This is a genomic window from Cellulosimicrobium funkei (assembly GCF_004519295.1).
Lineage (GTDB): Bacteria > Actinomycetota > Actinomycetes > Actinomycetales > Cellulomonadaceae > Cellulosimicrobium > Cellulosimicrobium funkei.
In genome coordinates this window covers 164009-189392 of record NZ_SOZH01000005.1, presented here as the reverse complement: position 1 = coordinate 189392, position 25384 = coordinate 164009, and the positions used below count along the sequence as shown (strand labels likewise).

Genomic DNA, 25384 nt, shown 5'->3' with positions numbered 1-25384 from the left:
CTTGCTCACGAACCCCGACCGGTCCGTGCGTCGGCGGGCGCCGTCGTGCATCAGCCGGGGCGCGGCGACCCTCCCCAGATGGTGTCCCCGACGCGCCGCCGGGGGCGGATCGAGGAGGGACCATGAAGCGGCTGGTGCTGTGCTGCGACGGCACGTGGAACTCGCCGGTGAACGCGAGCGTGTCGAACATCGAGAAGATCGCGCGCTCCGTCCGCACCGGGATCGGACCGGACGGCGTCCAGCAGATGGTGTTCTCCGTCGAGGGCGTCGGGGCGCAGGGCTACCTCGTCGACCGGCTCCTCGGCGGGGCGTTCGGCTACGGCCTGACGCGCAACGTCGTCGCGGGGTACCGCCACCTCGCGCTCAACTACGAGCCCGGCGACGAGATCTACGTGTTCGGGTTCAGCCGCGGGGCGTACACCGCGCGCAGCGTGGTCGGGATGGTCGCGACCTACCTCGCCGAGACGGCGGTGACGCTCAGCGCCGACCCCGCGTCGGTCTACGCGCGCCACGCGCGGAACCTCGCCTGGTGGCGCGACAGCGTGGGCCCGGACCTCGCGCGTCTCGTGGAGCCCGTGCCGGGCGCGGCCCAGGAGACCCGACCGCTCGTGCTCGCCTGACCACGGGCGCCGCACCCGTGCCATGCTGGGCGGCGTGAGCGAGCAGACTCCTGACCGCGTCCCGGCCGAGCAGCTCGTCCCCGCCGACGCGCACGTCCTCGGGGACCCGGCCGCGCCCGTCACCATCGTCGAGTTCGGCGACCTCGAGTGCCCGTACTGCGCCGCCGCCGCCCCGGTGCTGCGGCAGGTCGTCGAGTCCTCCGGCGGCCGGGTGCGTCTCGTGTTCCGCCACTTCCCGCTGTTCGAGATCCACCCGCACGCGCTGTCGGCCGCGCTCGCCGTCGAGGCGGCCGCCGCGCAGGGCCGGTTCTGGGAGATGCAGGCCGCGCTGTTCGCGCACCAGGACCAGCTCGGCGAGGCCGGACTCGCCGAGCGGGCCGAGGAGCTCGGGCTCGACGGCGCGTCGGTCGTCGGGGACGCGGCCCAGCAGTACGCCGCGCCGGTGCAGCGCGACTACGCCGACGCGCTCGCGGTCGGCGTGCAGGGCACCCCGACGCTCTTCGTCGACGGCGTCCGCTACCGCGGGCGCGTCACCGCGGAGGGCCTGCGGGCCGCCGTCGCCGCCGCCGCGCGGCCGTAGGGCGCTCGCGGGGTCGGGGCGCCCGGGCGGCGACCACACTCGTACCCGTGCCGTGCCGTGCCGTGCGCTCGGGCGCGCGGTCACGTGGTCGCGGGCGGGTGCCAGGGGAGCGGCGGGAGCTCGGGCGGCGGGCCGTCCGCGCCGGGCGAGCACAGGGGCCAGCGCTCGCCGAACAGCCGGAGCGCGACGGACCCGAGCACGGCGGCGACGAGCGAGCCCGCGAGGATGCCGATCTTGGCCTGCTCGACGAGCGCCTCGTCGTCGAACGCCAGCTCGGCGATGAAGAGCGAGATGGTGAACCCGATGCCGGCGAGGATCGCCCCGCCGAGCAGGTGGGAGTACCGCACGCGCCCCGGCAGGTCGCCGAGGCCGAGGCGCAGGGCCAAGGTCGCGGCCCCGAAGATGCCGACGGCGTTGCCCACGACGAGCGCGACCGCGACGCCGATCGTCACGGGCGACGTGGCCGCCGCGCGCAGCGACTCGCCGTCGAGCTGCACGCCCGCGTTCGCGAGGCCGAAGACGGGCACGACGACGTACGCGCTCCACGGGTGCAGCACGCGCTGGAGGCGCTCGCTCGTGGGCACGGCCGCGCGCGCCGCGAGCTCGGTGAGGTGCTCACGCTCCGCCGTCGTCTCCTGCGCGAGCCGCTTCGCGTACTTCGGCACGACGGCGACGTCCACGGGCCGCGACGAGCGCGACGGCACGAGCAGGCCCACGAGCACGCCCGCGAGCGTCGCGTGCACGCCCGACGCGTAGACCGCGCCCCACAGCGCGATCCCGGCGAGCGCGTACGGCGCGAGGCGCCAGACGCCGAGCCAGCGCAGCACGAGGATCACGACGACGAGCACGGCGGCGACGAGGAGGCCCGGGAGCCAGAGGTCGTCGGTGTAGAAGAGCGCCATGACGGTGATGGCGCCGATGTCGTCGACGACGGCGAGCGTGAGGAGGAAGAGCCGGAGCTGGTCGGGGCAGCGCGGCCCGAACAGGGCGAGGATGCCCACGAGGAACGCGGTGTCCGTCGACATGACGATGCCCCACCCGTGCTCCGCGGGAGACCCCGCGTTGAACGCGACGTAGATGAGCGCGGGCACCGCGAGGCCGCCCAGCGCGCCCAGCGCGGGGACGGCGACGGTGCGGCGGTTGCGGAGCTCGCCGCTCGTGACCTCGCGGTTGATCTCGAGGCCGATGACGAGGAAGAACACGGCCATCGCGGCGTCGTTGACCCAGTGGTGCAGGTCCATCTCGAACGCCCACGGCCCGACGCGCCAGCCCGCCTCCGTGGACCAGAGCGCGTCGTAGGCGCCCGACCACGCGGAGTTCGCCCACACGAGCGCGACGACCGTCGCGGCGAGGAGCAGGACGGCGCCGCCCGCCTCGGTCGCGAGGAACGAGCGCAGCGAGGGCGCCACGGGGCGGAGCTGGAAGCGCAGCGGCGGGCCCGGTCGGGCGGGGACGCGGACGACGGGGAGGGACGACGGCGGAGCGGGCTCGGTCACTGGGCCTCCGGGTGGGTCGGGACGGGGCGACGCCCCGGGCGTCGGACCTGCGCTGGGACAACTCTTCCGGGCGGCAGATCCTTCCGCAACAGGCCTCGCAGGAGCGCCGTGGGCGCGAAGCCCCGAGCAGCCCCGTCCGTATGGTGGAAAAGTTCTTCCGAAACCCTTGTGGCGTCCGTCACGCGCTGCTAGCGTCGAGCGTGCCAACGGCGGGCCCGGGCCGAGCGACATGCTCGGTGGTCGACACGTTCGATCCGACACCGGCAGCTACCTACCAGGCGGACGTGACAACTCGCCTGCAGCGGCCCGCCGGCCGCCTCCTCCCGGCTCACCGACGAGCCCGGACGCCGGAGGCGGAGCACCCGGCGTCGCTGCCCGAACCGTGGAGACTCACCATGGACACTCTTGTCGTGGACACCGCACACCTGGACCGAGCCGTCGCCCTCGCGGTCGACAGCGTCGCGCACGCCGGAGGACCCTTCGGCGCCGTCCTCGTCACCGCCGACGGGCAGGTGTTCGAGGGCAACAACCGGGTCACGCAGGACAACGACCCGACCGCGCACGCCGAGGTCACCGCGATCCGGCGCGCCTGCGCCGCGCTCGGCACCTTCGACCTCACGGGCGCGACGCTCTACTCGAGCTGCGAGCCGTGCCCCATGTGCCTCGCGTCCGCCCTCTGGGCGCGCGTGCACGCCGTCCACTACGCCGCCGACCGGTACGACGCCGCGCGCGCCGGCTTCGACGACGCCGCCTTCTACGACTTCTTCGACGCCGACCCGGCCGACCGGGTCATGCAGGTCGTGCACGAGCGCACGGCCACCGCCACCGCGCCGTTCGACGCCTGGCGCGCCCTCGAGTCCCGGGTCGAGTACTGACCGGCCGCGGCCGATCGGTACCTCAGGAAAGGGCACAAGGACGTGACTCTCCTCGGCATGCGGCGGGAGACCGCCGGGAACGACGACGCACGCGGCACCGGACCGGCTCCCGGCCGGCTCGACCGCTTCTTCCGGATCACCGAGCGCGGCTCGACCACCGGGCGCGAGCTCCGCGGCGGGCTGGTGACCTTCTTCGCGATGGCGTACATCGTCATCCTCAACCCCCTCATCCTCGGCGGGACGAGCGCCGAGAACGCGCCCGTCGACGTCGCGGGCGGGTGGCTCCAGACGGCGCAGGTCGGCGCGATGACCGGCCTCGCCGCCGGCGGCCTGACCATCCTGTTCGGGCTCGTCGCGAACCTCCCGTTCGCGCTCGCGGCCGGGCTGGGCATCAACTCGTTCCTCGCGGTCGCCGTGATCGGCGACGTGACGTGGCCCGAGGCGATGGGGCTCGTGCTCGTCAACGGCCTGCTCATCGTGCTGCTCGCCGTGACGGGCGCGCGGTCGGCGATCTTCAACGCCGTCCCGCGCCAGCTCAAGGCGGCGATCACGGTGGGCATCGGCCTGTTCATCGCGTTCATCGGGTTCGTCGACGCGGGGTTCGTCACGCGCACCCCGGGCGGGCCGCCGGTCCAGCTCGGCGACGGCGGGTCGATCACCTCGGTCCCGACGCTCGTGTTCGTCGTCGGGCTGCTCACCATGGGCGTCCTCGTGGCGCGCAAGGTCAAGGGCGGGCTGCTCATCGGGCTCGTCGCGACGACCGTCGTGGCGATCGTCGCCGAGTCCGTGCTGCACCTCGGCCCGGCGTCGGAGACGAACCCCGGCGGCTGGCACCTCACCGTGCCGGCGATGCCGAGCTCGCTCGTCTCGGTGCCCGACCTCAGCCTGTTCGGGCAGCTCTCGTTCGGCGCGTTCGACCGGATCGGGGCGCTCGCGGCGACGATGCTCGTGTTCACGCTGTTCTTCACGAACTTCTTCGACGCGATGGGCACGATGACGGGGCTCGCCAAGCAGGGCGGCCTCGCCGACGCGGACGGCAACTTCCCGCGCATCAAGTCGGCGCTCGTCGTCGAGGGCGTGGGGGCGGTCGTGGGCGGCGCGACGTCGTCGTCGTCGAACACGGTGTTCGTCGACTCGGCGGCGGGCGTGGGCGAGGGGGCGCGGACGGGCCTCGCCTCGGTCGTCACGGGTGGGCTCTTCCTCGTCGCGATGTTCCTCACGCCGCTCACGGCGGTGGTGCCGATCGAGGTCGCGAGCGCGGTGCTCGTCGTCGTGGGCGCGATGATGATGGGCCAGATCAAGGAGATCGACCTCACCGACTTCACGGTGACGCTGCCGGTGTTCCTCACGATCGTGACGATGCCGCTCACGTACTCGATCGCGAACGGCATCGGCATCGGGTTCGTCACGTGGGTCCTGCTGCGGACCGCGTGCGGGAGGGCGCGCGACGTCCACCCGCTGCTGTGGGTGGTCGCGGCCGGGTTCGTCGTGTACTTCGTGCGCGGTCCGCTCACCGCGGTCGTGGGAGGCTGAGCCTCGACATCGACCGCACGGCCGACGGGTCGCCCGCTCCTGGGGGTGGCCCGTCGGCGTGCGGGGAGCGGGAAGGGCGAGGCATGGCAAGAACAGCACGGGTGAGCGTCGACGAGCACCGCGCGGACGTCGCGGCCCTCCTCGCACCCCTCGTGGACGCGGCCCGACGCCGCGCCCGCACCGAGGACGTCGACCTCGCCGACGCGCTCGGCCGGGTCCTCGCGGGGGACCTCGTCGCGCCCGTCGCCGTCCCGCTGTTCCGCAACGCGCAGATGGACGGGTACGCCGTCCGCGCCGCGGACGTCGCCGACGCGCGGGGGGACGCGCCCGTCCGGCTGGCCGTGGTCGCCGAGATCGCGGCGGCGCCGGGCGTCCCGCCCCGGCTCGCGCCGGGCACGGCTGCCCGCATCATGACGGGCGCGCCCGTGCCCGAGGGGGCGGACGCCGTCGTGCCCGTCGAGGACACCGCGACCGGGACGTTCGCCCGCACGCCCGCAGGCACGGCGCGGGAGGGTGCCACCGACCCGGTTGCCGGACAGGCCTCCACGACGCCGGCCGACCCGGAGTCCGTCGAGGTCCGGGTGCCGCGGGCGGCGGGCGACTTCGTGCGCGAGGCGGGCTCCGACGTCCGCCCGGGCGACGCCCTGCTGACCGACGGGACCGTCCTCGCGCCGCACCACCTCGCGGCCGCCGCGGCGTGCGGGGTCGGGCGCGTCCGGGTCGTCGCACGTCCGCGGGTCGCGGTCCTGTCGACCGGGTCGGAGCTCGTCGGCCCGGGGGAGGCCCCGGGACCCGGGCAGGTCTTCGACGCCAACGCCGACGCGCTCGGCGCCGCCGTGCGGCGCGCGGGGGGCGACGTGGCGCTCACGGCCCGCTGTGGCGACGACGCCGAGCGGTTCGCCGCCGTGCTCGCCGAGGCCGCTGCGGTCGCGGACCTCGTCGTGACGTCGGGAGGCGTGTCGCAGGGCGCGTACGAGGTGGTCAAGGACGTCCTCGGCGGCGGTGCGTCGTCGGACGTGACGTTCCGCTCCGTCGCGATGCAGCCGGGCGGGCCGCAGGGGTTCGGCACCGTGGACGGGACGCCCGTGCTCACGTTCCCGGGCAACCCGGTGAGCGCGCAGGTGTCGTTCGCGATGTTCCTGCGCGAGCCGCTCGAGCGGGCCGCGGGGCTGCCCGGCGTCGAGCGCGTGCGCACGGCGGTGCTCGCCGAGCCGCTGACGTCGCCCGCGGGCAAGCGGCAGCTCCTGCGAGGCGCGACCGGCCCCGGGGGCACGGTGCGCGTCGTCGGGGGAGCGGGCTCCCACCTGGTCGCGTCGATGGCGCGCGCGGACGTGCTCGTGGACGTCCCGGCCGACGTGACAGAGTGGGCCGCCGGGACCGAGGTGGAGGTGCGGGAGCTGTGACGCAGACGACGGACGGCGGCGCGCCGCCCACGGACCCCAGCCGTGTGACGACGGACGTGCTCGACGACGCCGTGTCGCGCGCCGTCGAGGACGCCGTCGGGGGCCCCGAGTGCGGGGCCGTCGTGACGTTCCGCGGCGTGGTCCGCGACGTCGACGGCGGCCGGGGCGTGACGCGGCTCGACTACGAGGCGCACCCCGACGCCACGGCCGTGATCCGGCGCTGCGTCGCGGACGTGGCGGCCGAGACGGGGCTGCGGGTCGCCGCGGTCCACCGGTACGGCAGCCTGGGGATCGGCGACGTCGCGCTCGTCGCGGCGGCCGCCGCGGGCCACCGCCGGGAGGCGTTCGAGGCCTGCTCGCTGCTCGTCGAGCGCATCAAGGCCGAGGTGCCGATCTGGAAGCGCCAGCACTTCGACGACGGCGTCTCGGAGTGGGTCGGGCTGTAGGACGCGACCCTGGACCGGCCGCGAGACGACGAGAGGCGAGAAGTGGCCCCCGGCCGGAGCCGGGGAGGGGCCACTTCTCGCCTCTCGTGAGTTCCTTCTGATCCGCCGGGCGACGACGATGTCGGGCGGGGACCCGGCGGTGCGGGCCGGGAGGGGAGGTCGGGTCAGCGCTCGGCGGGGCGGTTGTCGAGCAGCATGCCGATGCCGAGGCCGACGGCGGTGCCGAGGACGAGGCCGAACCAGCTGAGCACGACGACCCCGACGACGGCGCCGACGGCCGCGCCCAGGACGCTCTTGGTGCCGGCCTTCCAGGCGGCGGAACGCTCGTCGGTGCGGTAGATCGGGAGCGCGGACGCGGCGTTGTCCGGGGTCGTCGAGGACGCGCCGGAGATCGAGGAGGAGGGGCGGTTGGTGGGTGCAGGAGAGATCGTCGTCACGACATCTATGGTAGGAAGAGACGGCTGCTCTGACCTGGGCTGATGCACCGAGGTGACCGGCTTCACCCTATGATCTGCGCCACCGCCGGCCGCCCGCCTCAGCCGCCGATCGCGCCCATGCTGCGGGTCGTCGCCGCGAAGGCGTCGGCGCGAGAGTCGGGGCGTCGCTGCCGTGCGCGAGCGGCTTGCGCCACATCGCGCCCTGCCACGCGCGGGCGAGGGCGTCGTCGCGCTCGTCCTCGGCGAGGTCCGCAGAGCGCAGGATCGCGCGCAGGTCGGTCTCGTCGTCGCCGAACAGGCACGAGCGCACGGTGCCCTCGGCGGTGAGCCGGGTGCGGTCGCACGCGCTGCAGAACGAGCGCGTGACGGAGGCGATGACGCCGACCGTCTGTGGCCCGCCGTCCACGAGCCACTCCTCGGCGGGCGCCGACGGGTCGTCGCGCCCGACCTCGAGCAGGTCGAAGCGGGTGCCCAGCACGGCCAGGAGGTCCGTCGCCGACACGAGGTCGGCGCGCGTCCAGCGCCCGTCGGCGTCGAGCGGCATCTGCTCGATGAACCGCAGGTGGCAGCCGTGCTCGACGGCCCACGCGAGGAGGTCGGCCGCGCCCGCCAGCGTCTCGGGCATGAGGACGGCGTTGAGCTTCACCGGCGCGAGGCCGGCGTCGAGCGCGGCGCGGATCCCGGCGAGCACGTCGGGGAGGCGGTCGCGCCGGGTGAGGCGCGCGAAGTGCGCGCGGTCGACCGAGTCGAGGGAGATGTTCACGCGGTCGAGCCCGGCGTCGACGAGCCCGCGGACGCGCTTGTCGAGGCCGATCGCGTTGGTCGTCAGCGAGAGGGACACGCTCGGCGCGGCGGCGCGCGCGGCGCGCAGGATGTCGGCGAGGTCGTTCCGCAGGAGCGGCTCGCCGCCGGTGAACCGGACGTCGGTGATGCCGAGCCGCTCCACCGCGACCCGCACGACCCGGCCGATCTCGTCGGGCGTGAGCAGGTCCTCGCGGGGGATCGCGGGCAGCCCTTCGGCGGGCATGCAGTACGTGCACCGCAGCGAGCACTTCTCGGTGACGGAGATGCGCAGGTCGCGCGCCACGCGGCCGTACCGGTCGACGAGCGCGTCGGTCGCCGGGCGGGCCGGGTCCAGGTCTCCCGGGGCGCCGGAGGGCACGGCGGGCCGCACCCTGGGCATCCCGAGCGAGACGGCGGTCATGGGCCGATCGTAGTCGTCCCTCCCGCCAGGACGGTGACCTGCGCCTCACCGCGTGCTAGCGTGGAGTCCGTCGAGTGGAACTGCAATTCCACTAGACGGAACTTCTCTCCGTGGGTCGGAGGGGGTCCACGGCGGATTCAAGCCCTGTGTTTCGGGCGCGTCACAGCGGACGCGGGCCAGGACACGCAGGGGACTCACCGCAAGGGTTCACTGGAAGGACGCCGGTACGCCGGCACCCTGCGGAAGCGAGGCCACGATGCTCCACATCGTCGACCGGCTCGCCCCCTGGCTCGGTCCGGGGCAGCCGCCCTTCGCCGTGGCGACCGTGGTCGCCGCGTCGGGGTCCGTGCCGCGCCCGGTCGGCACCGCGATGGCGGTCCGCGCCGACGGCGCCGTGCTCGGCAGCCTGTCCGGCGGGTGCGTCGAGGGCGCCGTCCACGCCGCGGCTCTCGACGCGATCGCGTCCGGCACGAGCCACCGCGAGACGTTCGGGTACAGCGACGACGACGCGTTCGCCGTCGGGCTGAGCTGCGGCGGGACGCTCGACGTCCACGTCCAGCCCGTGCTCCCCGACGACGACGCGACGCGCGCCCTGCACGCGCTCGCGGCGCGAGCCGAGCCCGCCCCGCCCGTGGCCCTCGTCCGCCGCATCGACGGCGGCGCGCGCACGGCCGTCGTCGTGGACGACCCGGGTGCCGCCGACGAGGCAGCGGTCGCCCGGGCGCTGCGCGGCCTCGTCGGGCCCGACAGCCTGGCCGCCGCGGCGGCGCAGGTCGTGGCGGTGCTGCGCGCGGGCGGCACGGCGACCGTGCACGCGGCGCACGGCGGCCCGGGCGCGGCGCCGTCGCCGTCGCCTTCGGAGGGGTGCGCCGCCGCACCGGCCCCGGCAGGAGCAGCCGCCGACGCGTGCGACGCGGCCGAGCCCGTCACGCTGCTCGTCGAGACGCGGCTGCCCGCGCCGCGCTTCCTCGTGTGCGGGGCCAACGACTTCGCGGGCGCGCTCGTGCGGCACGTCCGGCTCCTCGGCTACCGCGTGACGCTCGTCGACGCGCGCGAGGTGTTCGCCGACCCGCGCCGCTTCCCCGAGGCGGAGGTCGTCGTCGAGTGGCCCGACCGCTACCTCGCCGCCGAGGCCGCCGCGGGCCGGCTCGACGCACGGACCGCCGTCGCCGTCCTCACGCACGACGCGAAGTTCGACGTGCCGCTCCTGCGGCTCGCGCTGGACCTGACGCTTGCGTACGTCGGCGCGATGGGCTCGCGCCGCTCGCACGCCCAGCGCGTCGCCGCGTTGCGCGCCGAGGGCGTGGGCGAGGCCGCGCTCGCGCGCCTGCGGTCGCCCATCGGGCTCGACCTCGGCGCCGTCACGCCCGAGGAGGTCGCCGTCTCCATCACCGCGGAGCTCGTCGCCACCCGGCACGGGCGCTCCGCCGTCGTCCCGCTCAGCAGCAGCTCGGGCCCGCTCCACGCGGAGCCCGCAGCACGACCGGACGGTGCACCGACGCACCGCCCCCACCCCGAGGAGGCCCCCTGATGGACCTGGGCACCGTCACCGACCTCGTCCCGACCGCCGACCCCGCCGACTGGCGCGAGGGCGACGCGTGGCTCGCGGGCGGGACCGTCCTGTTCTCCTACGGCAGCGAGACTCTCCGGCGCCTGCTCGACCTGACGAGCGCGGGGTGGCCCGCGCTGACCGTCACCGACGAGGGCCTCGAGATCGCCGCGACGTGCACCGTCGCCGAGCTGTGGGCGTTCGAGGAGAGCGCGCAGGCCGCGTCCGTGCGCGACCGGTGGCGCGCGCTGGACCTCGTGCGGCCGTGCTGCGACAGCTTCGTCGCGTCGTTCAAGATCTGGAACACGTCGACCGTCGGGGGCAACGTCTGCACGTCGCTGCCGGCCGGGCCGATGATCTCGCTCACCGCGGCGCTCGACGGCGTCGCGGAGGTCTGGGGGCCGGGCGGCACCCGCCGGGAGCAGCCCGTCGTCGACCTCGTCACGGGCGAGCTGCGCAACACGCTCGCGCCCGGGGAGCTCCTGCGCGCGATCCGTCTGCCGGACCACGCGCTGCGCTCGCGCACCGCGTTCCGCCGCCTGTCGCTGTCCAACCTCGGGCGCTCCGGCGTGCTGCTCGTGGGCCGGGTCGACCCGCCCGACGCCGGGGGCGCGTTCGTCCTCACGGTCACCGCCTCGACGCGCCGGCCCGTGCAGCTCCGCTTCGCGGCGGACGCGCTGCCCACCGCCGCCGACCTCGTCGCCACGCTCGACGCCGCGGTCCCCGCCGACCTCTACCACGACGACATCCACGGGCTGCCCGAGTGGCGCCGGGACATGACCTACCGCCTCGGCGAGCAGATCCGCGCGGAGCTCGTCGACGGCACGACCTCGGACGGAGGCCTCCGATGACGACGACGCCCGCCCCGCACCCGGCCCCGCCGGTGACGATCGACGGCCGCACCGCCCGCACCGAGCCCCGCGCGGGCCAGTGCCTGCGCACCTACCTGCGCGAGCAGGGCGCGCTCGGCGTGAAGAAGGGGTGCGACGGCGGCGACTGCGGCGCGTGCACCGTGCACGTCGACGGCGTCCCGGTGCACTCGTGCGTCTACCCCGCGCGGCGCGCGGCGGGCCACGAGGTGACGACGATCCAGGGGCTCGCGGCGACGTCGTGCCGGGGCGGTGCCGGGGACGAGGCGGCGGGCGCGTGCGACCACGACCCCCGCGGCCCGCAGGACGCGCTGCACCCGGTGCAGCAGCAGTTCCTGGACGCGCAGGGCTTCCAGTGCGGGTTCTGCACCGCCGGGATGATCATGACCGCCGCGACGTTCGACGACGCGCAGCGCGAGAACCTGCCGCGCAACCTCAAGGGCAACCTGTGCCGCTGCACGGGGTACCGCGCGATCGAGGACGCCGTGCTCGGGCGCGGCGACACGACCGGGACCGCACCGGGCACGGGCGAGCGTGCGCCGTCGGGCGGCGACCGGGCCTCTACCTCGCCGGACCACGGCTCTACCTCGGCGGACCGGGCCTCTACCTCGCCGGACCGGGGCTCTACCTCGGCGGGGGAGGGCTCTGGCGAGGCGGGCCGGGCGTTCGGGCGCGACGTGCCCGCGCCCGCGGGCCGGGGGATCGTCACCGGGACGGTGCGGTACACGCTCGACGTGGACCCGGCCGACTACCCGGGCCTGCTCCACCTCAAGCTCGTGCGGTCGCCGCACGCGCACGCGCGCGTCGTCGCGATCGACACGACGGACGCGCTCGCGGTGCCCGGCGTGCACGCCGTGCTCACGCACGAGGACGCGCCCGCGACGCGGTTCTCGACCGCGCAGCACGAGCTGTTCACCGACGACCCCGACGACACGCGGATCCTCGACGACGTCGTGCGGCACGTCGGCCAGCGGGTCGCGGCCGTCGTCGCCGAGACCGTCGCCGCGGCCGAGGAGGGGGTGCGCCGGGTCCGCGTCGAGTACGCGCCGCTGCCCGCCGTCGTCGACCCGGAGGAGGCCATGGTCGCGGGGGCGCCGCTCGTGCACCCCGAGCTCGACGCCGCGGCCGCGCGCGTCTCGCGGCCGGAGGCGAACGTCGTCGCCGAGGTGCACTCCGAGCTCGGCGACGTCGAGCGCGGGCTCGCGGAGGCCGACGTCGTGCACGAGGCCACGTACCGCACCCACCGCGTGCAGCACGCGGCGCTCGAGACGCACTGCGCCGTCGCGTCGCTCGACGACGACGGGCGCCTCGTCGTGCGGTCGTCCACGCAGGTCCCGTTCCTCGCGCGCCGCCATCTGGCGCGCGTCCTCGACCTCGACCCGGAGCGCGTGCGCGTGCACTGCGAGCGCGTGGGCGGCGGGTTCGGCGGCAAGCAGGAGGTGCTCACGGAGGACGTCGTCGCGCTCGCGACGCTGCGGCTCGGCCGGCCCGTGCAGCTCGAGCTCACGCGCCGCGAGCAGTTCGTCGGCACGACGACGCGCCACCCGTTCCGCATCCGCGTGCGCGCGGGCGCGCGCCGCGACGGCACCCTCACTGCGCTGCACCTCGACGTCCTCAGCAACACCGGGGCGTACGGGAACCACGGCCCGGGCGTCATGTTCCACGGGTGCGGCGAGTCCCTCGCCGTCTACCGGTGCGACAACAAGAAGGTCGACGCCCACTGCGTCTACACGAACACGGTGCCCGCGGGCGCGTTCCGCGGGTACGGGCTGTCGCAGATGATCTTCGCCGTCGAGTCCGCGGTCGACGAGCTCGCGCGGCAGCTCGGCCTGGACCCGGTCGAGCTGCGGCGCCGCAACGTCGTGCGCGACGGCGACCCCATGCTCTCCACGCACCCGACGCCCGAGGAGGACGTGCTCTACGGCAGCTACGGGCTCGACCAGTGCCTCGACCTGGCCGCCGACGCGCTCGCGCGCGGCCGGGCGCGCGACGTCGCCGCGTACGGCGCGGGCGCCGGGTCGGGGCCGGACGCGCTCCCGGACCTGGGCCCGGAGTGGGGCGTCGGGGAGGGGACGGCGCTGTCCATGATCGACACCGTCCCGCCTCGCGGGCACTACTCCCACGCGCGCGTGCGGCTGCGGCCGGACGGGGTCGTCGAGGCCGAGGTCGGGACCGCCGAGTTCGGCAACGGCACGACGACCGTCCACGCCCAGCTCGTCGCGAGCGCGCTCGGGCAGGACGCCGCCGACGTCGTCGTGCGGCAGTCCGACACCGACCTCGTCGAGCACGACACCGGGGCGTTCGGGTCCACCGGCACGGTCGTCGCGGGCAAGGCGTCGCTCGCCGCCGCGCAGGACCTGGCCGAGGTGGTGCTCAAGGTCGCGGCCGGGGTCGCGGGCGCCGCGCCCGGCGACTGCCGACTCGTGCCCGGCGGCGTCGACTGCGCCGGGACGGTACTGCCGCTGGCCGACGTCGCGCGCGCCGCCGACGACGCCGGGATCGCGCTCGCCGCCGAGGGCCGCTGGGGCGGCACCCCGCGCTCGGTCGCGTTCAACGTCCACGGCTTCCGCGTCGCGGTGCACCGCGGGACAGGGGAGATCCGCATCCTCCAGTCCGTCCAGGCCGCCGACGCCGGGGAGGTCGTCAACCCGCGCCAGTGCCGCGGCCAGGTCGAGGGCGGCATCGCCCAGGCCCTCGGCGCGGCGCTCTACGAGAACGTGGTGGTCGACGAGACGGGCCGCGTGACGACGGACATCTTCCGCCAGTACCACCTGCCCACGTTCGCGGACACCCCGCGCAGCGAGGTGTACTTCGCGCGGACGTCGGACACCGTGGGCCCGATGGGCGCGAAGTCGATGAGCGAGAGCCCGTTCAACCCCGTCGCACCCGCGCTCGCCAACGCGATCCGCGCCGCGACGGGCGTGCGGTTCACCGAGCTCCCGCTCGCGCGCGACCGCGTCTACCTGGGCATCAAGGCCGCCGCCTCCACCCGCTGAGTGCGGGAAGCAGTCCCGTCCGACGCCGGTCGGCGCGACTGCTTCCCGCACTCAGCGGGGGGCGGGGCCGTCCAGGAGGTCGAGGTCGGCCGCGGTGTCGAGGTCGCGGCCGTCGCCAGGGTGGTCGACGACGTCGACCAGGTCGGCGTGGGCACGCAGGAAGTCGCGTGCCCCGTGGTCGCCGCGGGCGCTCGCGGCGGCGGGCCCCGCGAGCGCGGCGTCGAGGACGAGCGGGTGCGCCCACCGAGGGCGGTCCGCCCCCGCAGCGTCCTCCGCGGCGCCCCCGGCGAGCCACCGCGACGCGGTCACGCGCCCGGGGCGGTGCGCGGCGAGGAGGCGCGCGACGTCGTCGGGCCCGACACCGGGCTGGTCCACGTGCGCGACGACGACCCGGGCGGGGGCGAGGCCGAGAGCGGCGGCGACGCCGACGCGCAGGGACGACGCCATCCCGGTGGCCCAGTCGGGGTTGTCGACGACGCGCACCCCGGGCTCGTCGAGCGACGACCCGGCCCGCACGCGCGCGGCCTCGGCACCGAGCACCACGACGACGGCGTCGCACCCGCCCGCGAGCAGGGTCGCCGTCGCGTGCTCGACGAGCGTGCCGCCGCGGTGGGGGAGCAGCGCCTTGGGCCCGCGCCCGAGGCGCGTCCCGGCCCCGGCCGCGAGGAGGACGGCGACGGTGGGAGTCGCTGGCGCGGTCGTCGGCGGGGTCGGCACCCGGCCAGGATAGGTGCCGCCGAGCCCGGGGCCGCTCCTCGGGCGGCCTCGTCCGGGGGGAGTCACCGCGGGTTCGTCGGGCCGCACGCGACCGCGCGGCGACCAGTCGGTTTTACCAACCCTTGGCGGTTTCATCGGCAGGCTGGGATGCCGCTATGCTCGGCGCGCCGGGGGCGACCGCGGCGGGCCGCGCGCCCGTCGACCAGGTTGCCCGCGGCCGTCCCGCACGACGAGCGAAGGAGTCCGGATGAGCTTCATGGAGAAGCTGCGCGGCCAGCTGATCGACATCGTCGAGTTCCTCGACGAAAGCCGGGACACGATCGTCTGGCGCTTTCCGCGCCAGGGCAACGAAATCAAGAACCAGGCGAAGCTCGTCGTGCGGGAGGGGCAGAGCGCCGTCTTCGTCAGCGAGGGCCGGCTCGCCGACGTGTTCGGGCCGGGCACGTACACGCTCGAGACCAAGAACCTGCCGATCCTGTCGACGCTGCAGGGCTGGAAGCACGGGTTCAACTCACCGTTCAAGGCGGAGGTCTACTTCGTCACGACGCGCCAGCTCACCGACCTCACGTGGGGCACGCAGAACCCGGTGATCCTGCGCGACCCGGAGCTCGGCGCGGTCCGCCTGCGCGCGTTCGGCACGTACGGCCTGCAGGTCGTCGACCCGGCGGCGCTGCTGCGCCAGCTCGTGGGGACCGACCCGCAGTTCCGCACCGACGAGATCGGCGACTACTTCCGCCGTCTCGTGGTCGGCCAGCTCGGGCCGGCGCTCGCGGAGGCCGGCGTCGCGGCGGTCGACCTCGCCGCGAACCAGGGCCAGATCGCCACGCGCCTCGCGGGCCAGCTCTCGGAGGACCTGTCGGAGTACGGCATCGCCGTCCGCCGCTTCGTCCTCGAGAACGTCTCCTTCCCGCCCGAGGTCGAGGCGGCGCTCGACAAGCGCACCCAGATGGCGGTCGTCGGGAACCTCGACCAGTACACGAGGTTCCAGGCGGCGAACGCGATCGAGACCGCGGCGGGGAACCCCGGCGGGGCGGGCGACGGCCTGGGGCTCGGTGCGGGCATGGGCCTCGGGGCCGCCATGGGGCAGCAGCTCGCGCAGTCCCTCGGGACGCCGTCCGCCCCGCAGGCCCCGGCGGCGCCCGCCGGCCCGCCGCCGCTGCCCGCCGCGGAGTCGCCCTGGTACTGGGCCGTGGACGGCGCGCAGGCCGGTCCCGGCACGACGGCGGACCTCGCGGGCCACGTCCGGTCCGGTGCCCTGACGCGCGGGTCGCTCGTCTGGCAGCAGGGCATGGACGCGTGGACGCCCGCCGGGCAGGTCCCGGCGCTCGCGCCGCTGTTCGCCGCGACCCCTCCGCCGCTGCCCCCGACGGGCACCTCCGGCGACCCGGCGGCGGGCTGACGGTGAGCGACATCCCCGGCGAGCTGGTCCGCACGCGCTGCGACGCGTGCGGGTCGCAGCTCGCGTACGCGCCGGGCACGCAGCACCTGCGCTGCGTCGCGTGCGGTGGCACGGTCGACATCGTGCACGCCGCGGGCGACGCCGTCGACGAGCACTCCTTCGACGCGTGGGCCGCGGCACAGGGCGGCGTGCGCGCCGGTCTCCTCGACGCGCGCACGCTCGTGTGCGACGGCTGCGGCGCGACGACGCAGGGCACGGACCTGTCCGTCGCGTGCCGCTTCTGCGGGGGCCACCTCGTCGTCGCGGCGGAGGCCGACGGGCTCGTGCAGCCGGAGGCGGTCGTGCCGTTCGGCGTCGAGCAGGCGCAGGCGCGCGAGGCGTTCCGGCGGTGGGTGCGCTCGCGCTGGTTCGCACCGGGCGAGCTGAAGAAGGTGGGCGACACCGAGTCGCTGCACGGCTCGTACGTGCCGCACTGGACGTTCGACGCGCGCACGTCGTCCGCGTACACGGGCCAGCGCGGCGACGCGTACTACGTCACCGTGAAGCAGGGGGACCAGGAGCGCCAGGAGCGGCGCGTGAGCTGGACGCACGTCGCGGGGCACGTCGAGCGCGACTTCGACGACGTGCTCGTGCCCGCGTCCTCCCAGGTCGCCGAGCGCGACCTCGCCCGGCTCGGGCCGTGGCCGCTCGCCCAGGCCGTGCCCTTCCGCGCCGAGTACCTCGCGGGGTTCGCGGCGGCCCGGTACGAGGTCGAGCCGCCCGTCGGGCTCGAGCGTGCGCAGCAGCAGATGGCGCCCGTGATCCGGCGGGACGTCGAGCGCGACATCGGCGGCGACGAGCAGCGGGTGGCGTCGGTCCGCACCGCGTACGCCGACGTGATGTTCAAGCTCGTGCTCCTGCCGCTGTGGGTCGCGACGTACGTCTACGCGGGCAGGCAGTGGCAGGTGATGGTCAACGCGAACACGGGACAGGTGGTCGGGCGGCGTCCCTACAGCGTCGGCAAGATCGTGCTCGCGGTCGTCGCGGGCCTGCTCGTGGTCGCCGCGCTCGTCTGGTGGTACCTGCGCTCGCAGACGTGAGCTGGTCAGTCCCGGCGCGCGTCGTACGCGCGCTGGGACGCCGACACCTCGTCGACCGCGCCCTCGAGGACGTCGATGAGACCCGAGAGGCTGTCCGCGACGCGGCGCCCGAGGTCGGTGAGGGAGTACTCGACGTGGGGCGGGATGCTCGCCCGCACCTCGCGCACGACGATGCCGTCGCGCTCGAGGGACTGGAGGGTCTGCGCGAGCATCTTCTCGCTGACCCCGTCGATGCGGCGGCGGAGCGCGTTGAAGCGCACCGCGCCGTCGCGCAGGCCGGCGACCGTGAGCACGCCCCAGCGCCCGGTCACCGCCTCGAGCACGTGGCGCGAGGTGCAGCCGCGCTGGAAGACGTCGGCCACCATCGCGTCGGTGGGTCCGGTGTCCTCCGCGGGGCGGGCGTCGGTCGTCATCGCCCCAGGATACGGCGCGCTCGCGCGGACAGCACTGTGAGATAGAACGCACTCTCTACTGGTATGCACTTACGAAAAGTAAGCGCATGCTGGTGGTCGTGCGGCCGACCGGCCGCGCACCCCGCACTCGAAGGAGCCCGCGCATGTCCATCGCCGTCACCGGAGCCAGCGGCCACCTCGGCCGCCTCGTCGTCGAGTCCCTCCTCGCCCGCGGGGCCGACGCGTCCCAGGTCGTCGCGCTCGCGCGCACGACCGCCAAGGTCGCGGACCTTGCTGACCGCGGCGTCGAGGTCCGCGAGGCCGACTACGCGCAGCCGGAGACGCTCGCCCCGGCGCTCGCCGGGGTGGACGTCCTCGTGCTCGTCTCCGGGTCCGAGGTCGGGCAGCGCGTCGAGCAGCACCGCAACGTCGTCGACGCCGCGCGGGCCGCCGGGGTCGCGCGCGTGGTCTACACGAGCGCCCCGCACGCGACGACGTCCGCACTCGTGCTCGCGCCCGAGCACAAGGCGACCGAGGAGCTCCTCGCCGCCTCGGGCCTCGCCACGACGGTCCTGCGCAACAACTGGTACACCGAGAACTACGTCGGCGACGTGCTCGCCGCGCGCGAGTCCGGCGAGATCGTCGCGAGCGTGGGCGACGGCCGCGTCGCGAGCGCGAGCCGCGCGGACTTCGCCGAGGCGGCGGCCGTCGTCGCGCTCGCCGCGCACGAGGACGCGTCCGCGCACGCGGGCGCCGTGTACGAGCTGAGCGGTGACGTCGCGTGGACGTACGACGACCTTGCCGCCGCGGCCGCCGAGGTGCTCGGGCGCCCCGTCGTCTACCGGCGCGTGTCGCCCGACGAGCACCGCGCGCTCCTGCTGGGCGCCGGCCTGGACGAGGGGACGGCGGGGTTCGTCGTCGCGCTGGACGGCAACATCCGCGACGGCCTGCTCGCCGAGGTCACCGAGGACCTGCGCCGGCTCCTGGGTCGCCCGACGACGCCGCTCGTCGACGGGCTGCGCGCCGCCGTCGCGCAGGGCTGAGCCGGACGGCGCGGCCGTCCGGGCGACCGGGCGGCCGCGCGACGGCGTCCGTCAGTGGGACGCCTTGACGACGAGCACGGGGACGGGCGAGTCGAGCAGGACGCGCTGCGTGGTGCTGCCGAGCAGGAACTTGCCGACGGGTGAGCGCTTGCGCGCCCCCACGACGACGAGGTCGGGGGTCGTGCGCGCGGCCTCGTCGATGATCGCCTCGGCCGGGTCGCGGTGCTCGGGGCGGTACGACACCTCGGGGCGCGCGACCTGGGCGGGGAGCGTGTCGAGCAGGTGGGCGAGGCTCGCGGGGACGCCCGCGTCGGCGTCCTGCGGCGTGAGCACGAGGACCGCGAGCGCGGTCGAGCGGTGGACCGCCTCGGCGACGGCCGCCCGGAATGCGGTCTCGCCCTGCGGGGAGTCGTTGTACGCCACGAGGACGGTCATCGCGCGGGCCCTTCCGTCATTCCGTCGTGCTGCGGTTGAACTCTCTCACAGCGCGGCGTCCGTCGCCGGTCGGCGGGTCGCCCCGTCGCCGGAGCCGCGGAGCACCGCGTCGGGCACCGCCAGGGTCGGGGGCAGCAGGGGCGGCACGACCTCCCGCAGGACCGTCTCGATCTCCCGCCGCCGTCGGGGGCCGAGCCGCTCGGCGGGCGCCGTGACGCTCACGGCGGCGACCGGCTGCCCAGCGCGCAGGACCGGGACGGCGACGCAGCTGATGCCCGGCTCGTTCTCCTCCGTCTCCGTGGCGAACCCCGTCGCGCGCGTGGCCTCGCACGTCGCCCGCAGCGCGGCGGGCGTGACGGGGTGGTCCTCGGGTGCGGCGCCGGCGTACCAGGCGAGCGCGCCGTCGTCGAGGGTCCGCTGGGAGAGCAGCGCGCGCCCGAGCGCGGTGGTCGCCGCCGGGCGGCGGCGCCCGACGGCCGACCAGACGCGGACGGCGCGGGCCGGCTCGACCTTGTCGAGGTAGACGATCTCGGTCCCGGCGAGGGTGCCGAGGTGCACGAGCTCGTCGGTCGCGCGGCACACCGCGACGAGCACCGGGTGCAGGAGCGCGGGGAGGTTCTCCTCGCCGAGGTAGACCGTCGCGAGCGCCGTCGCCGCGGGGCCGAGGCGGTAGTCGCCGGTCGTCGCGTCCTGCTCGGCGTACCCGCGGAACCGCAGGGCCGCGAGCGTGCGGTGCAGCGACGCCTTGTGCAGCCCGAGCGAGCGCGCGAGGTCCCCGAGCGCGACGCCCTCGGGGCCCGCCGAGGCGAGCGCCTCGAGCGCGACGAGCGCCTTGTCGACGCTGCCGAGCGGGCTCTCCGCCGACCCCGGGGTGCCCGACGGCGCACGGCCGGCTTCCGCCATGGTGACTCCTTCGCCTAGAGTGCGTTCCGTAGTGAACAACAGGTGTTCACCATAGCGAAACGGAGCCTGGATGTCACCCCTGGGACCCCTGGAGGGGATCGCCCGTGCCCGCGTCGTGCCGGTCGTCGTGGTCGACGACGCGGCGCAGAGCGTCCTCGTCGCGAGCGCGCTGCGCGACGGCGGCCTGCCCGTCGCCGAGGTCACGTTCCGGACCGCCGGGGCGCGCGCGGCGATCGAGGCGATCGCGCGCGAGGTGCCCGACGTGCTGGTCGGGGCGGGCACCGTCGTCACAGCCGCCCAGGTCGACGAGGCCGTCGACGCCGGGGCGCGGTTCCTCGTCTCGCCCGGCCTCTCCGCCGCGGTCGTGCGTCGTGCCCAGGAGCTCGGCGTGCCCGTCGTCCCGGGCGTCGCGACGCCGTCGGACGTCATCGCCGCGCTCGACCTCGGCCTCGACGTCGTCAAGCTGTTCCCCGCGAACGTCGTCGGCGGGCCCGCCGCGGTCAAGGCGTTCTCCGCGCCGTTCCCCGGCCTGCGGTTCGTGCCGACCGGCGGCGTGAGCGCCGCCAACCTGCTCGACTACCTCGCCCTGCCCGCCGTGCTCGCCGCCGGCGGCTCCTGGATGGTCGACGCCGCGCTCGTGCGCGCGGGCGACACCGTCGAGATCACCCGCCGCACGCGCGAGGCCGTCGCGCTCGCCGCGACCGCCCCCCACCCCGCCGAAGGAGCCTGACCCATGACCGACACGACCACCGCCCGCGCCCCGCTCGCCGTCCGTCCCGCGGCCGACTGCGCCTACGACGTCGTCGCGCTCGGCGAGGTCATGCTGCGCCTCGACCCGGGGGAGCGCCGCATCAAGACGGCCCGCCGCTTCGACGTGTGGGAGGGCGGCGGCGAGTACAACGTCGCGCGCGGCCTGCGCCGCGCGTTCGGCCTGCGCGGCGCGATCGTCACCGCGCTCGCGGACAACGAGGTCGGGCGCCTCGTCGAGGACCTCATGCTCACGGGCGGCCTCGACACGCGCTGGGTCCGGTGGCGCGAGGACGACGGCATCGGCCGCACGGTGCGCAACGGGCTCAACTTCACCGAGCGCGGCTTCGGGGTGCGCGGCGCGGTCGGCGTCTCCGACCGCGGCAACACCGCGATCGCGCAGCTCCGGCCCGACGACGTCGACTGGGACACCGTGTTCGGCAGCGGCGTCCGGTGGTTCCACACCGGGGGGATCTTCGCCGCGCTGTCGGAGTCGTCCGCCGACGTCGCGGAGGCGGCCATGGCCGCCGCCCGCCGCCACGGCACGGTCGTCTCCTACGACCTCAACTACCGCCCCTCGCTGTGGAAGGGCATCGGCGGCGTCGAGCGCGCGCAGGAGGTGAACCGCCGCCTCGCGCGGTACGTCGACGTGATGATCGGCAACGAGGAGGACTTCACCGCGTCGCTCGGGTTCGAGGTCGAGGGCGTCGACGAGAACCTCACCGACCTCGACACGTCCGCGTTCCGCGCGATGATCACGCGCGCGGCCGAGGAGTACCCGAACTTCCAGGTCGTCGCGACGACGCTGCGCGGGGTGCGGACCGCGACGGTCAACGACTGGGGCGCGATCGCGTGGTCGCGCGTGCAGGGCTTCGCGGAGGCGACGCACCGCCCCGGCCTGGAGATCCTCGACCGCGTGGGCGGCGGCGACTCGTTCGCGTCGGGCCTCGCGTACGGGCTCATGGAGCTCGGCTCGATCCAGGAGGCCGTCGAGTACGGCGCGGCGCACGGGGCGCTCGCGATGACGACCCCCGGCGACACGTCGACGGCGTCCCTCGCCGAGGTCCGCAAGCTCGCGTCGGGCGGCAGCGCGCGCGTGCAGCGCTGACCCGTCGACCTCCCGTCTCCCGCCGTGCCGGGCTGCACGTCCAGGGTTAGTGTGGGCGCGCTGTCGGCGGGAGGCGGGAGGTACGGCGTGGCTGGTGGGGCCTTCGTGCCCGGGCTGCCCCGCCGCGGCGCCGAGGAACCGCCGGACCTGGGTCGAGCCCTGGAGCACGCGCGCATCCTCCGCGCGGCGGGAGACCCGGCCGGTGCCGCCCAGGTCCTGGACCGGGCCTTCGCCGCCGAGGGCGTGCGGACCCGCACCGTCGCCGAGCGCGTCCGGTTCCGCGCCCTGGTGCTCCGTGCCGACCTCGCGCTCGCCCTGCACGACGACGCAGCCGCCGCACGGTTCCTCGAGGGCGCGGAGTGGTTCCGCGCAGGGGCCGACTTCCTCCCGCGCGTGGCCGACGCGCTCGCCGCCCTCGACGACGAGGTGCACCTCGCGGACGAGCTGCGCGACCGCCTCGCGAGCGAGCGCCGCACGGGCTGAGCCGCACCGGCAGACCTGCCCGGCCGGGAACCGCTCGCGCGGGAGCCGCGTTGGACTGCGCAGTACCGGTGCGGGCGCCGACCGCGCCCGGCCCATCTCGCGAGGAGGCAGACATGCTGTGCCCCACCGACCAGACCGTGCTCGTCATGACCGAGCGCAAGGGCGTGGAGATCGACTACTGCCCGACGTGCCGCGGCGTGTGGCTCGACCGCGGCGAGCTGGACAAGATCATCGACCGCTCGGTGGAGAGCGAGATCGCCGCCGAGGCCGCGGGGCCGGCCGCCGCCGCGCCGCCCGCCCCTGCCGCGCCCGCCCCGACGTCGTACCCGCCGGCCGCCGCCACGGACTACGGCAGCCCCGCCCCGCGCTCCGGGGAGCGGTACGGCGACCGCCGCGACGACGACCGTGACCGCTACCGCGACGACCGGTACCGCGACGACCGCTACGACGAGCGCTCGCGCGACGACCGGTATCGCGACGACCGGGACCGCCGGTACGACGGCCGCGACGGCTACGACCCCCGCTACCGCAAGCGCAAGAAGAAGGAGTCGTGGCTCGAGGACCTCTTCGACTTCTGACGCGCCCCGTGGTCGACTGTCCCGCGTGACCGTCCTCGACTCGTTCTCGCTCGTCGGCCGCACGGCCCTGCTCACCGGCGGCAGCCGCGGCATCGGGCGCGCCGTCGCCCGCGCGCTCGGCGAGGCGGGGGCCCGCGTCGCGGTCACGGCGACCACCGCGGCGGCGGCCGACGAGGCGGCCGCCGCGCTCCGGGACGCCGGCACCGACGCCCGCGGCTACGTGCTCGACGTCACCGACCGCGAGCAGGTGGACGACGTCGTCGCGCACGCCGCCGCCGACCTCGGCACGGTCGACCTGCTCGTCAACAACGCCGGCGTGTCGATCGGCGGCGCGGCCCTCGAGATCGGCGACGACGTGTGGCACCGCACGCTCGCCACCAACCTCGACGGCGTCTGGTACTGCTCGCGCGCCGTCGCCCGGGAGCTCGTCGCGCAGGGCCGGCCGGGGACGATCGTCAACGTCGGGTCGATGTCCGCGTCGATCGTCAACCGGCCCCGCTGGCAGCCCGCGTACCTCGCGTCCAAGGCGGCGGTGCACCAGCTCACCAAGGGCCTCGCCGCCGAGTGGGCGCCGCGCGGCATCCGCGTGAACGCGGTGGCGCCCGGGTACGTGCGCACCGAGGCGTCGCCGGTCGACCAGCCGGAGTACTACGACGACTGCGTCGCGCCCGCCGCGATGCAGCGCTGGGCGGAGCCGGAGGAGATCGGGCCGCCCGTCGTCTTCCTCGCGAGCGCGGCGTCGAGCTTCATGACGGGCGCCGTCGTCACGGTTGACGGCGGCTACACGCTCTTCTGACCGGCCGGGGCGGCCCCGGTCGGGCGCTCCGGGGTGGACGACGGGCGCCTGCCGGGCGAGTGCCGCCCCGGGTCGTGCGCCGGGCTAGGCTCGGTCCCCGTGCGCGCAGTCCTGAGCAGGTGGGTCGACCCCTTCGTCGTGACGCTGCTCGTGGTGGTCGTGCTCGGGCTCGTCGTGCCCGTGGGACCGGGCGCGCAGCGCGTGGTCGACGCCGCCGCGGACGTCGCGGTCACCGTCCTCTTCCTCGTCTACGGCATGCGTCTGTCCACGCGGGAGGTCTGGGCCGGGCTGCGCAACTGGCGCCTGCAGGGCGGGATCCTCGCCGCGACGTACGTCGTCTTCCCGGTGCTCGGGCTCGTCACGGCGTGGGCGATCGAGCCGCTCGTCGGGGCGCCGCTCGCCGCCGGCATGCTCTACCTCTCCCTGCTCCCGTCGACCGTGCAGTCGTCCGTGGCGTTCACGTCCGTAGCGCGCGGCAACGTCGCCGGGGCGATCTGCGGCGCGACGGTGTCGAACGTCGCGGGCATGGTGATCACCCCGCTGCTCGTGCTGTGGCTCATGACGGGGACCGGCGGGGGAGCCGACGGGCCCACGGGCGGGCTCGGCGGCCTGCGCACGGTGCTGCTCCAGCTGCTGCTGCCGTTCGTCGTCGGGCAGCTCCTCCAGCCCTGGGCGGGGGACTGGGTCCGGGCGCGGCGCTGGCTCACGCTCGGCGTCGACCGCGGCACGATCCTCATCGTGGTGTTCGGCGCGGTCGCGGCGGCGTCGTCGGCGGGCGTGTGGTCGAGCGTGTCCGGGTGGTCGATCGTCGCGCTGCTCCTGGTCAGTGCGCTCGTCCTCGCCGTCATGCTCGCGGCCACGTGGTGGGGCGGCGCGGCGCTGGGGCTCTCGACCGAGGACCGGGTCGCGCTGCTCATGTGCGGGTCGAAGAAGTCGCTCGCGACGGGCCTGCCCATGGCGAGCGTGCTGTTCCCCGTCGCGGTCGCCGGCGTCGTGGCGGTACCGGTGATCGTCTTCCACCAGCTCCAGCTCGTCGTCTGCGCCGTCCTGGCGCGACGCCTGGCCCTCCGCGACTGACGCCCCTGACCCGACTGACGCCGACCATGCGGAGGCGTCCCGTCGCGGCGGCCGGGCGGGCGACGACCGCATGCTCGGCGGGTCCGGGTGGGACTTCCGTCAGCCGCGGGCCGCTACCTGCTCGCGGACCTGGCGCTTGGCGCGCGTGAGCATGCCGTTCATGCCGCCGATGCGCAGCGGGCTCACCGCGCGCGTCAGGCCGATCGACATCGGGAAGTCGTCGGGCACGTCGAGCACCTCCTGCACCGTCAGGCCTGAGAGGCCCTGCGCGAGGATCGACGCGAAGCCGCGCGTCGTCGGGGCCTCGGCCGGGGCGGTCGCGTAGAAGTGCACGACGCCCGCGTCGTCGACCTCAGCGAAGGCCCGCACCGGCGACTGGCACTCCTCGATCCGCTCCAGCAGACCGGGCGCGCTGGCGTAGCGCTCGGGGAGGTCGGGCAGCTCGTGCGCGAACTCGAGCAGCAGCTGGAGGCGCTCGCGCTCCGGCATCGCGAGGAAGTCCTCGCGGATCTCCGCGAGCGTCGCGGGCAGGTCGGGCGAAGCGTCGGAGGGGGAGCTCATGGGGGCGATCCTCGCATCGGGGCCGGGGCGGCGGGACGGCAGTCCCACCGTGCGGAAC

At 75.6% G+C, this 25384-nt stretch carries 26 protein-coding genes; 18 read left to right on the top strand and 8 right to left on the bottom strand.

The features are described 5' to 3' along the window. Positions 1–122: 122 nt before the first annotated feature. Positions 123–620, top strand: coding sequence for a phospholipase effector Tle1 domain-containing protein (locus E1O70_RS09495; RefSeq protein ID WP_061266928.1), 498 nt, complete (start codon positions 123–125; stop codon positions 618–620). A gap of 34 nt (positions 621–654) precedes the next feature. After that, a complete protein-coding gene (locus E1O70_RS09490; RefSeq protein WP_061266937.1) occupies positions 655–1200 on the top strand; it encodes a DsbA family protein in 546 nt (181 codons plus the stop codon). Between the two features lie 80 nt (positions 1201–1280). On the opposite strand, the gene nhaA is transcribed toward E1O70_RS09490, so the two are convergent. Further along, complete coding sequence (nhaA, locus tag E1O70_RS09485) at positions 1281–2696, bottom strand: Na+/H+ antiporter NhaA (RefSeq protein WP_051876943.1); 1416 nt, start codon at positions 2694–2696, stop codon at positions 1281–1283. A gap of 395 nt (positions 2697–3091) precedes the next feature. Here nhaA and E1O70_RS09480 point away from each other — a divergent pair, with 395 nt between their 5' ends. The 4 genes from E1O70_RS09480 (at position 3092) to E1O70_RS09465 (ending at position 6953) form a co-directional block, all read left to right on the top strand. Beyond that, on the top strand, positions 3092–3571 hold the full coding sequence (locus tag E1O70_RS09480; RefSeq protein WP_034655539.1) for a nucleoside deaminase: 480 nt from the start codon (positions 3092–3094) through the stop codon (positions 3569–3571). A gap of 57 nt (positions 3572–3628) precedes the next feature. Further along, on the top strand, positions 3629–5104 hold the full coding sequence (locus tag E1O70_RS09475; protein ID WP_061266929.1) for an NCS2 family permease: 1476 nt from the start codon (positions 3629–3631) through the stop codon (positions 5102–5104). An 83-nt stretch (positions 5105–5187) separates the two neighbouring features. Next, positions 5188–6507: a molybdopterin molybdotransferase MoeA gene (locus E1O70_RS09470; protein WP_061266930.1), complete on the top strand. Its 1320-nt coding sequence runs from the start codon at positions 5188–5190 to the stop codon at positions 6505–6507. Beyond that, positions 6504–6953 carry a molybdenum cofactor biosynthesis protein MoaE gene (locus tag E1O70_RS09465; RefSeq protein WP_082774251.1) on the top strand — a complete coding sequence of 150 codons (450 nt, stop codon included), beginning with the start codon at positions 6504–6506 and terminating at the stop codon, positions 6951–6953. The genes E1O70_RS09470 and E1O70_RS09465 overlap by 4 nt, the downstream gene beginning before the upstream one ends. 164 nt (positions 6954–7117) lie before the next feature. On the opposite strand, the gene E1O70_RS09460 is transcribed toward E1O70_RS09465, so the two are convergent. Both E1O70_RS09460 and moaA read right to left on the bottom strand, forming a co-directional pair. After that, the gene (locus E1O70_RS09460; protein WP_061266931.1) at positions 7118–7390 is read right to left on the bottom strand and encodes a hypothetical protein; all 273 of its coding nucleotides are present in this window, start codon (positions 7388–7390) and stop codon (positions 7118–7120) included. 67 nt (positions 7391–7457) lie between these two features. Continuing rightward, a complete protein-coding gene (gene moaA / locus E1O70_RS09455; RefSeq protein ID WP_128957540.1) occupies positions 7458–8594 on the bottom strand; it encodes a GTP 3',8-cyclase MoaA in 1137 nt (378 codons plus the stop codon). A 256-nt stretch (positions 8595–8850) separates the two neighbouring features. Here moaA and E1O70_RS09450 point away from each other — a divergent pair, with 256 nt between their 5' ends. The 3 genes from E1O70_RS09450 to E1O70_RS09440 are packed head-to-tail and all read left to right on the top strand — an operon-like array spanning position 8851 to position 14008. Continuing rightward, entirely contained in the window at positions 8851–10125 is a 1275-nt protein-coding gene (locus E1O70_RS09450) for an XdhC family protein (RefSeq protein ID WP_061266940.1), read from the top strand. Then, entirely contained in the window at positions 10125–10994 is an 870-nt protein-coding gene (locus E1O70_RS09445; protein WP_061266941.1) for an FAD binding domain-containing protein, read from the top strand. Before E1O70_RS09450 ends, E1O70_RS09445 begins: the two co-directional genes overlap by 1 nt. Next, entirely contained in the window at positions 10991–14008 is a 3018-nt protein-coding gene (locus tag E1O70_RS09440; RefSeq protein ID WP_061266942.1) for a molybdopterin-dependent oxidoreductase, read from the top strand. Before E1O70_RS09445 ends, E1O70_RS09440 begins: the two co-directional genes overlap by 4 nt. Positions 14009–14059: 51 nt before the next feature. Here the strand turns inward: E1O70_RS09440 and E1O70_RS09435 are convergent, their stop codons facing one another. Next, positions 14060–14725 carry a nucleotidyltransferase family protein gene (locus tag E1O70_RS09435; protein WP_061266943.1) on the bottom strand — a complete coding sequence of 222 codons (666 nt, stop codon included), beginning with the start codon at positions 14723–14725 and terminating at the stop codon, positions 14060–14062. A 247-nt stretch (positions 14726–14972) separates the two neighbouring features. On the opposite strand from E1O70_RS09435, the gene E1O70_RS09430 reads away from it, so the two are divergent. Further along, positions 14973–16124 (top strand): SPFH domain-containing protein, encoded by a 1152-nt coding sequence (locus tag E1O70_RS09430; protein WP_061266944.1) that lies wholly within the window; start codon positions 14973–14975, stop codon positions 16122–16124. Between the two features lie 2 nt (positions 16125–16126). Beyond that, positions 16127–17203: a TFIIB-type zinc ribbon-containing protein gene (locus E1O70_RS09425; protein ID WP_082774266.1), complete on the top strand. Its 1077-nt coding sequence runs from the start codon at positions 16127–16129 to the stop codon at positions 17201–17203. Between the two features lie 5 nt (positions 17204–17208). Here E1O70_RS09425 and E1O70_RS09420 read toward each other — a convergent pair whose 3' ends face one another. Next, positions 17209–17616, bottom strand: a complete 408-nt coding sequence (locus E1O70_RS09420; protein WP_031316645.1) for a winged helix-turn-helix transcriptional regulator — start codon at positions 17614–17616, stop codon at positions 17209–17211. 143 nt (positions 17617–17759) lie between these two features. Between E1O70_RS09420 and E1O70_RS09415 the strand changes: the two genes are divergently transcribed. After that, positions 17760–18638: an SDR family oxidoreductase gene (locus E1O70_RS09415; RefSeq protein WP_061266945.1), complete on the top strand. Its 879-nt coding sequence runs from the start codon at positions 17760–17762 to the stop codon at positions 18636–18638. A 51-nt stretch (positions 18639–18689) separates the two neighbouring features. Here E1O70_RS09415 and E1O70_RS09410 read toward each other — a convergent pair whose 3' ends face one another. Both E1O70_RS09410 and E1O70_RS09405 read right to left on the bottom strand, forming a co-directional pair. After that, the gene (locus E1O70_RS09410; protein ID WP_061266946.1) at positions 18690–19073 is read right to left on the bottom strand and encodes a universal stress protein; all 384 of its coding nucleotides are present in this window, start codon (positions 19071–19073) and stop codon (positions 18690–18692) included. A gap of 45 nt (positions 19074–19118) precedes the next feature. Next, positions 19119–19976: an IclR family transcriptional regulator gene (locus tag E1O70_RS09405; RefSeq protein WP_061266947.1), complete on the bottom strand. Its 858-nt coding sequence runs from the start codon at positions 19974–19976 to the stop codon at positions 19119–19121. Positions 19977–20046: 70 nt separating this feature from the next. Here E1O70_RS09405 and eda point away from each other — a divergent pair, with 70 nt between their 5' ends. The 6 genes from eda (at position 20047) to E1O70_RS09375 (ending at position 24765) form a co-directional block, all read left to right on the top strand. Continuing rightward, on the top strand, positions 20047–20706 hold the full coding sequence (gene eda, locus E1O70_RS09400) for a bifunctional 4-hydroxy-2-oxoglutarate aldolase/2-dehydro-3-deoxy-phosphogluconate aldolase (RefSeq protein WP_061266948.1): 660 nt from the start codon (positions 20047–20049) through the stop codon (positions 20704–20706). Between the two features lie 3 nt (positions 20707–20709). Beyond that, positions 20710–21831: a sugar kinase gene (locus tag E1O70_RS09395; RefSeq protein WP_061266949.1), complete on the top strand. Its 1122-nt coding sequence runs from the start codon at positions 20710–20712 to the stop codon at positions 21829–21831. Between the two features lie 87 nt (positions 21832–21918). Continuing rightward, entirely contained in the window at positions 21919–22314 is a 396-nt protein-coding gene (locus E1O70_RS09390) for a hypothetical protein (RefSeq protein ID WP_128957539.1), read from the top strand. Positions 22315–22427: 113 nt separating this feature from the next. Beyond that, positions 22428–22892 carry a TFIIB-type zinc ribbon-containing protein gene (locus E1O70_RS09385; RefSeq protein ID WP_061266951.1) on the top strand — a complete coding sequence of 155 codons (465 nt, stop codon included), beginning with the start codon at positions 22428–22430 and terminating at the stop codon, positions 22890–22892. A 25-nt stretch (positions 22893–22917) separates the two neighbouring features. Further along, a complete protein-coding gene (locus tag E1O70_RS09380) occupies positions 22918–23688 on the top strand; it encodes an SDR family NAD(P)-dependent oxidoreductase (RefSeq protein ID WP_061266952.1) in 771 nt (256 codons plus the stop codon). Between the two features lie 99 nt (positions 23689–23787). Then, positions 23788–24765: a bile acid:sodium symporter family protein gene (locus tag E1O70_RS09375; protein WP_061266976.1), complete on the top strand. Its 978-nt coding sequence runs from the start codon at positions 23788–23790 to the stop codon at positions 24763–24765. Positions 24766–24864: 99 nt separating this feature from the next. Here E1O70_RS09375 and E1O70_RS09370 read toward each other — a convergent pair whose 3' ends face one another. Then, entirely contained in the window at positions 24865–25326 is a 462-nt protein-coding gene (locus E1O70_RS09370) for a SufE family protein (RefSeq protein WP_061266953.1), read from the bottom strand. Positions 25327–25384 lie beyond the last annotated feature (58 nt).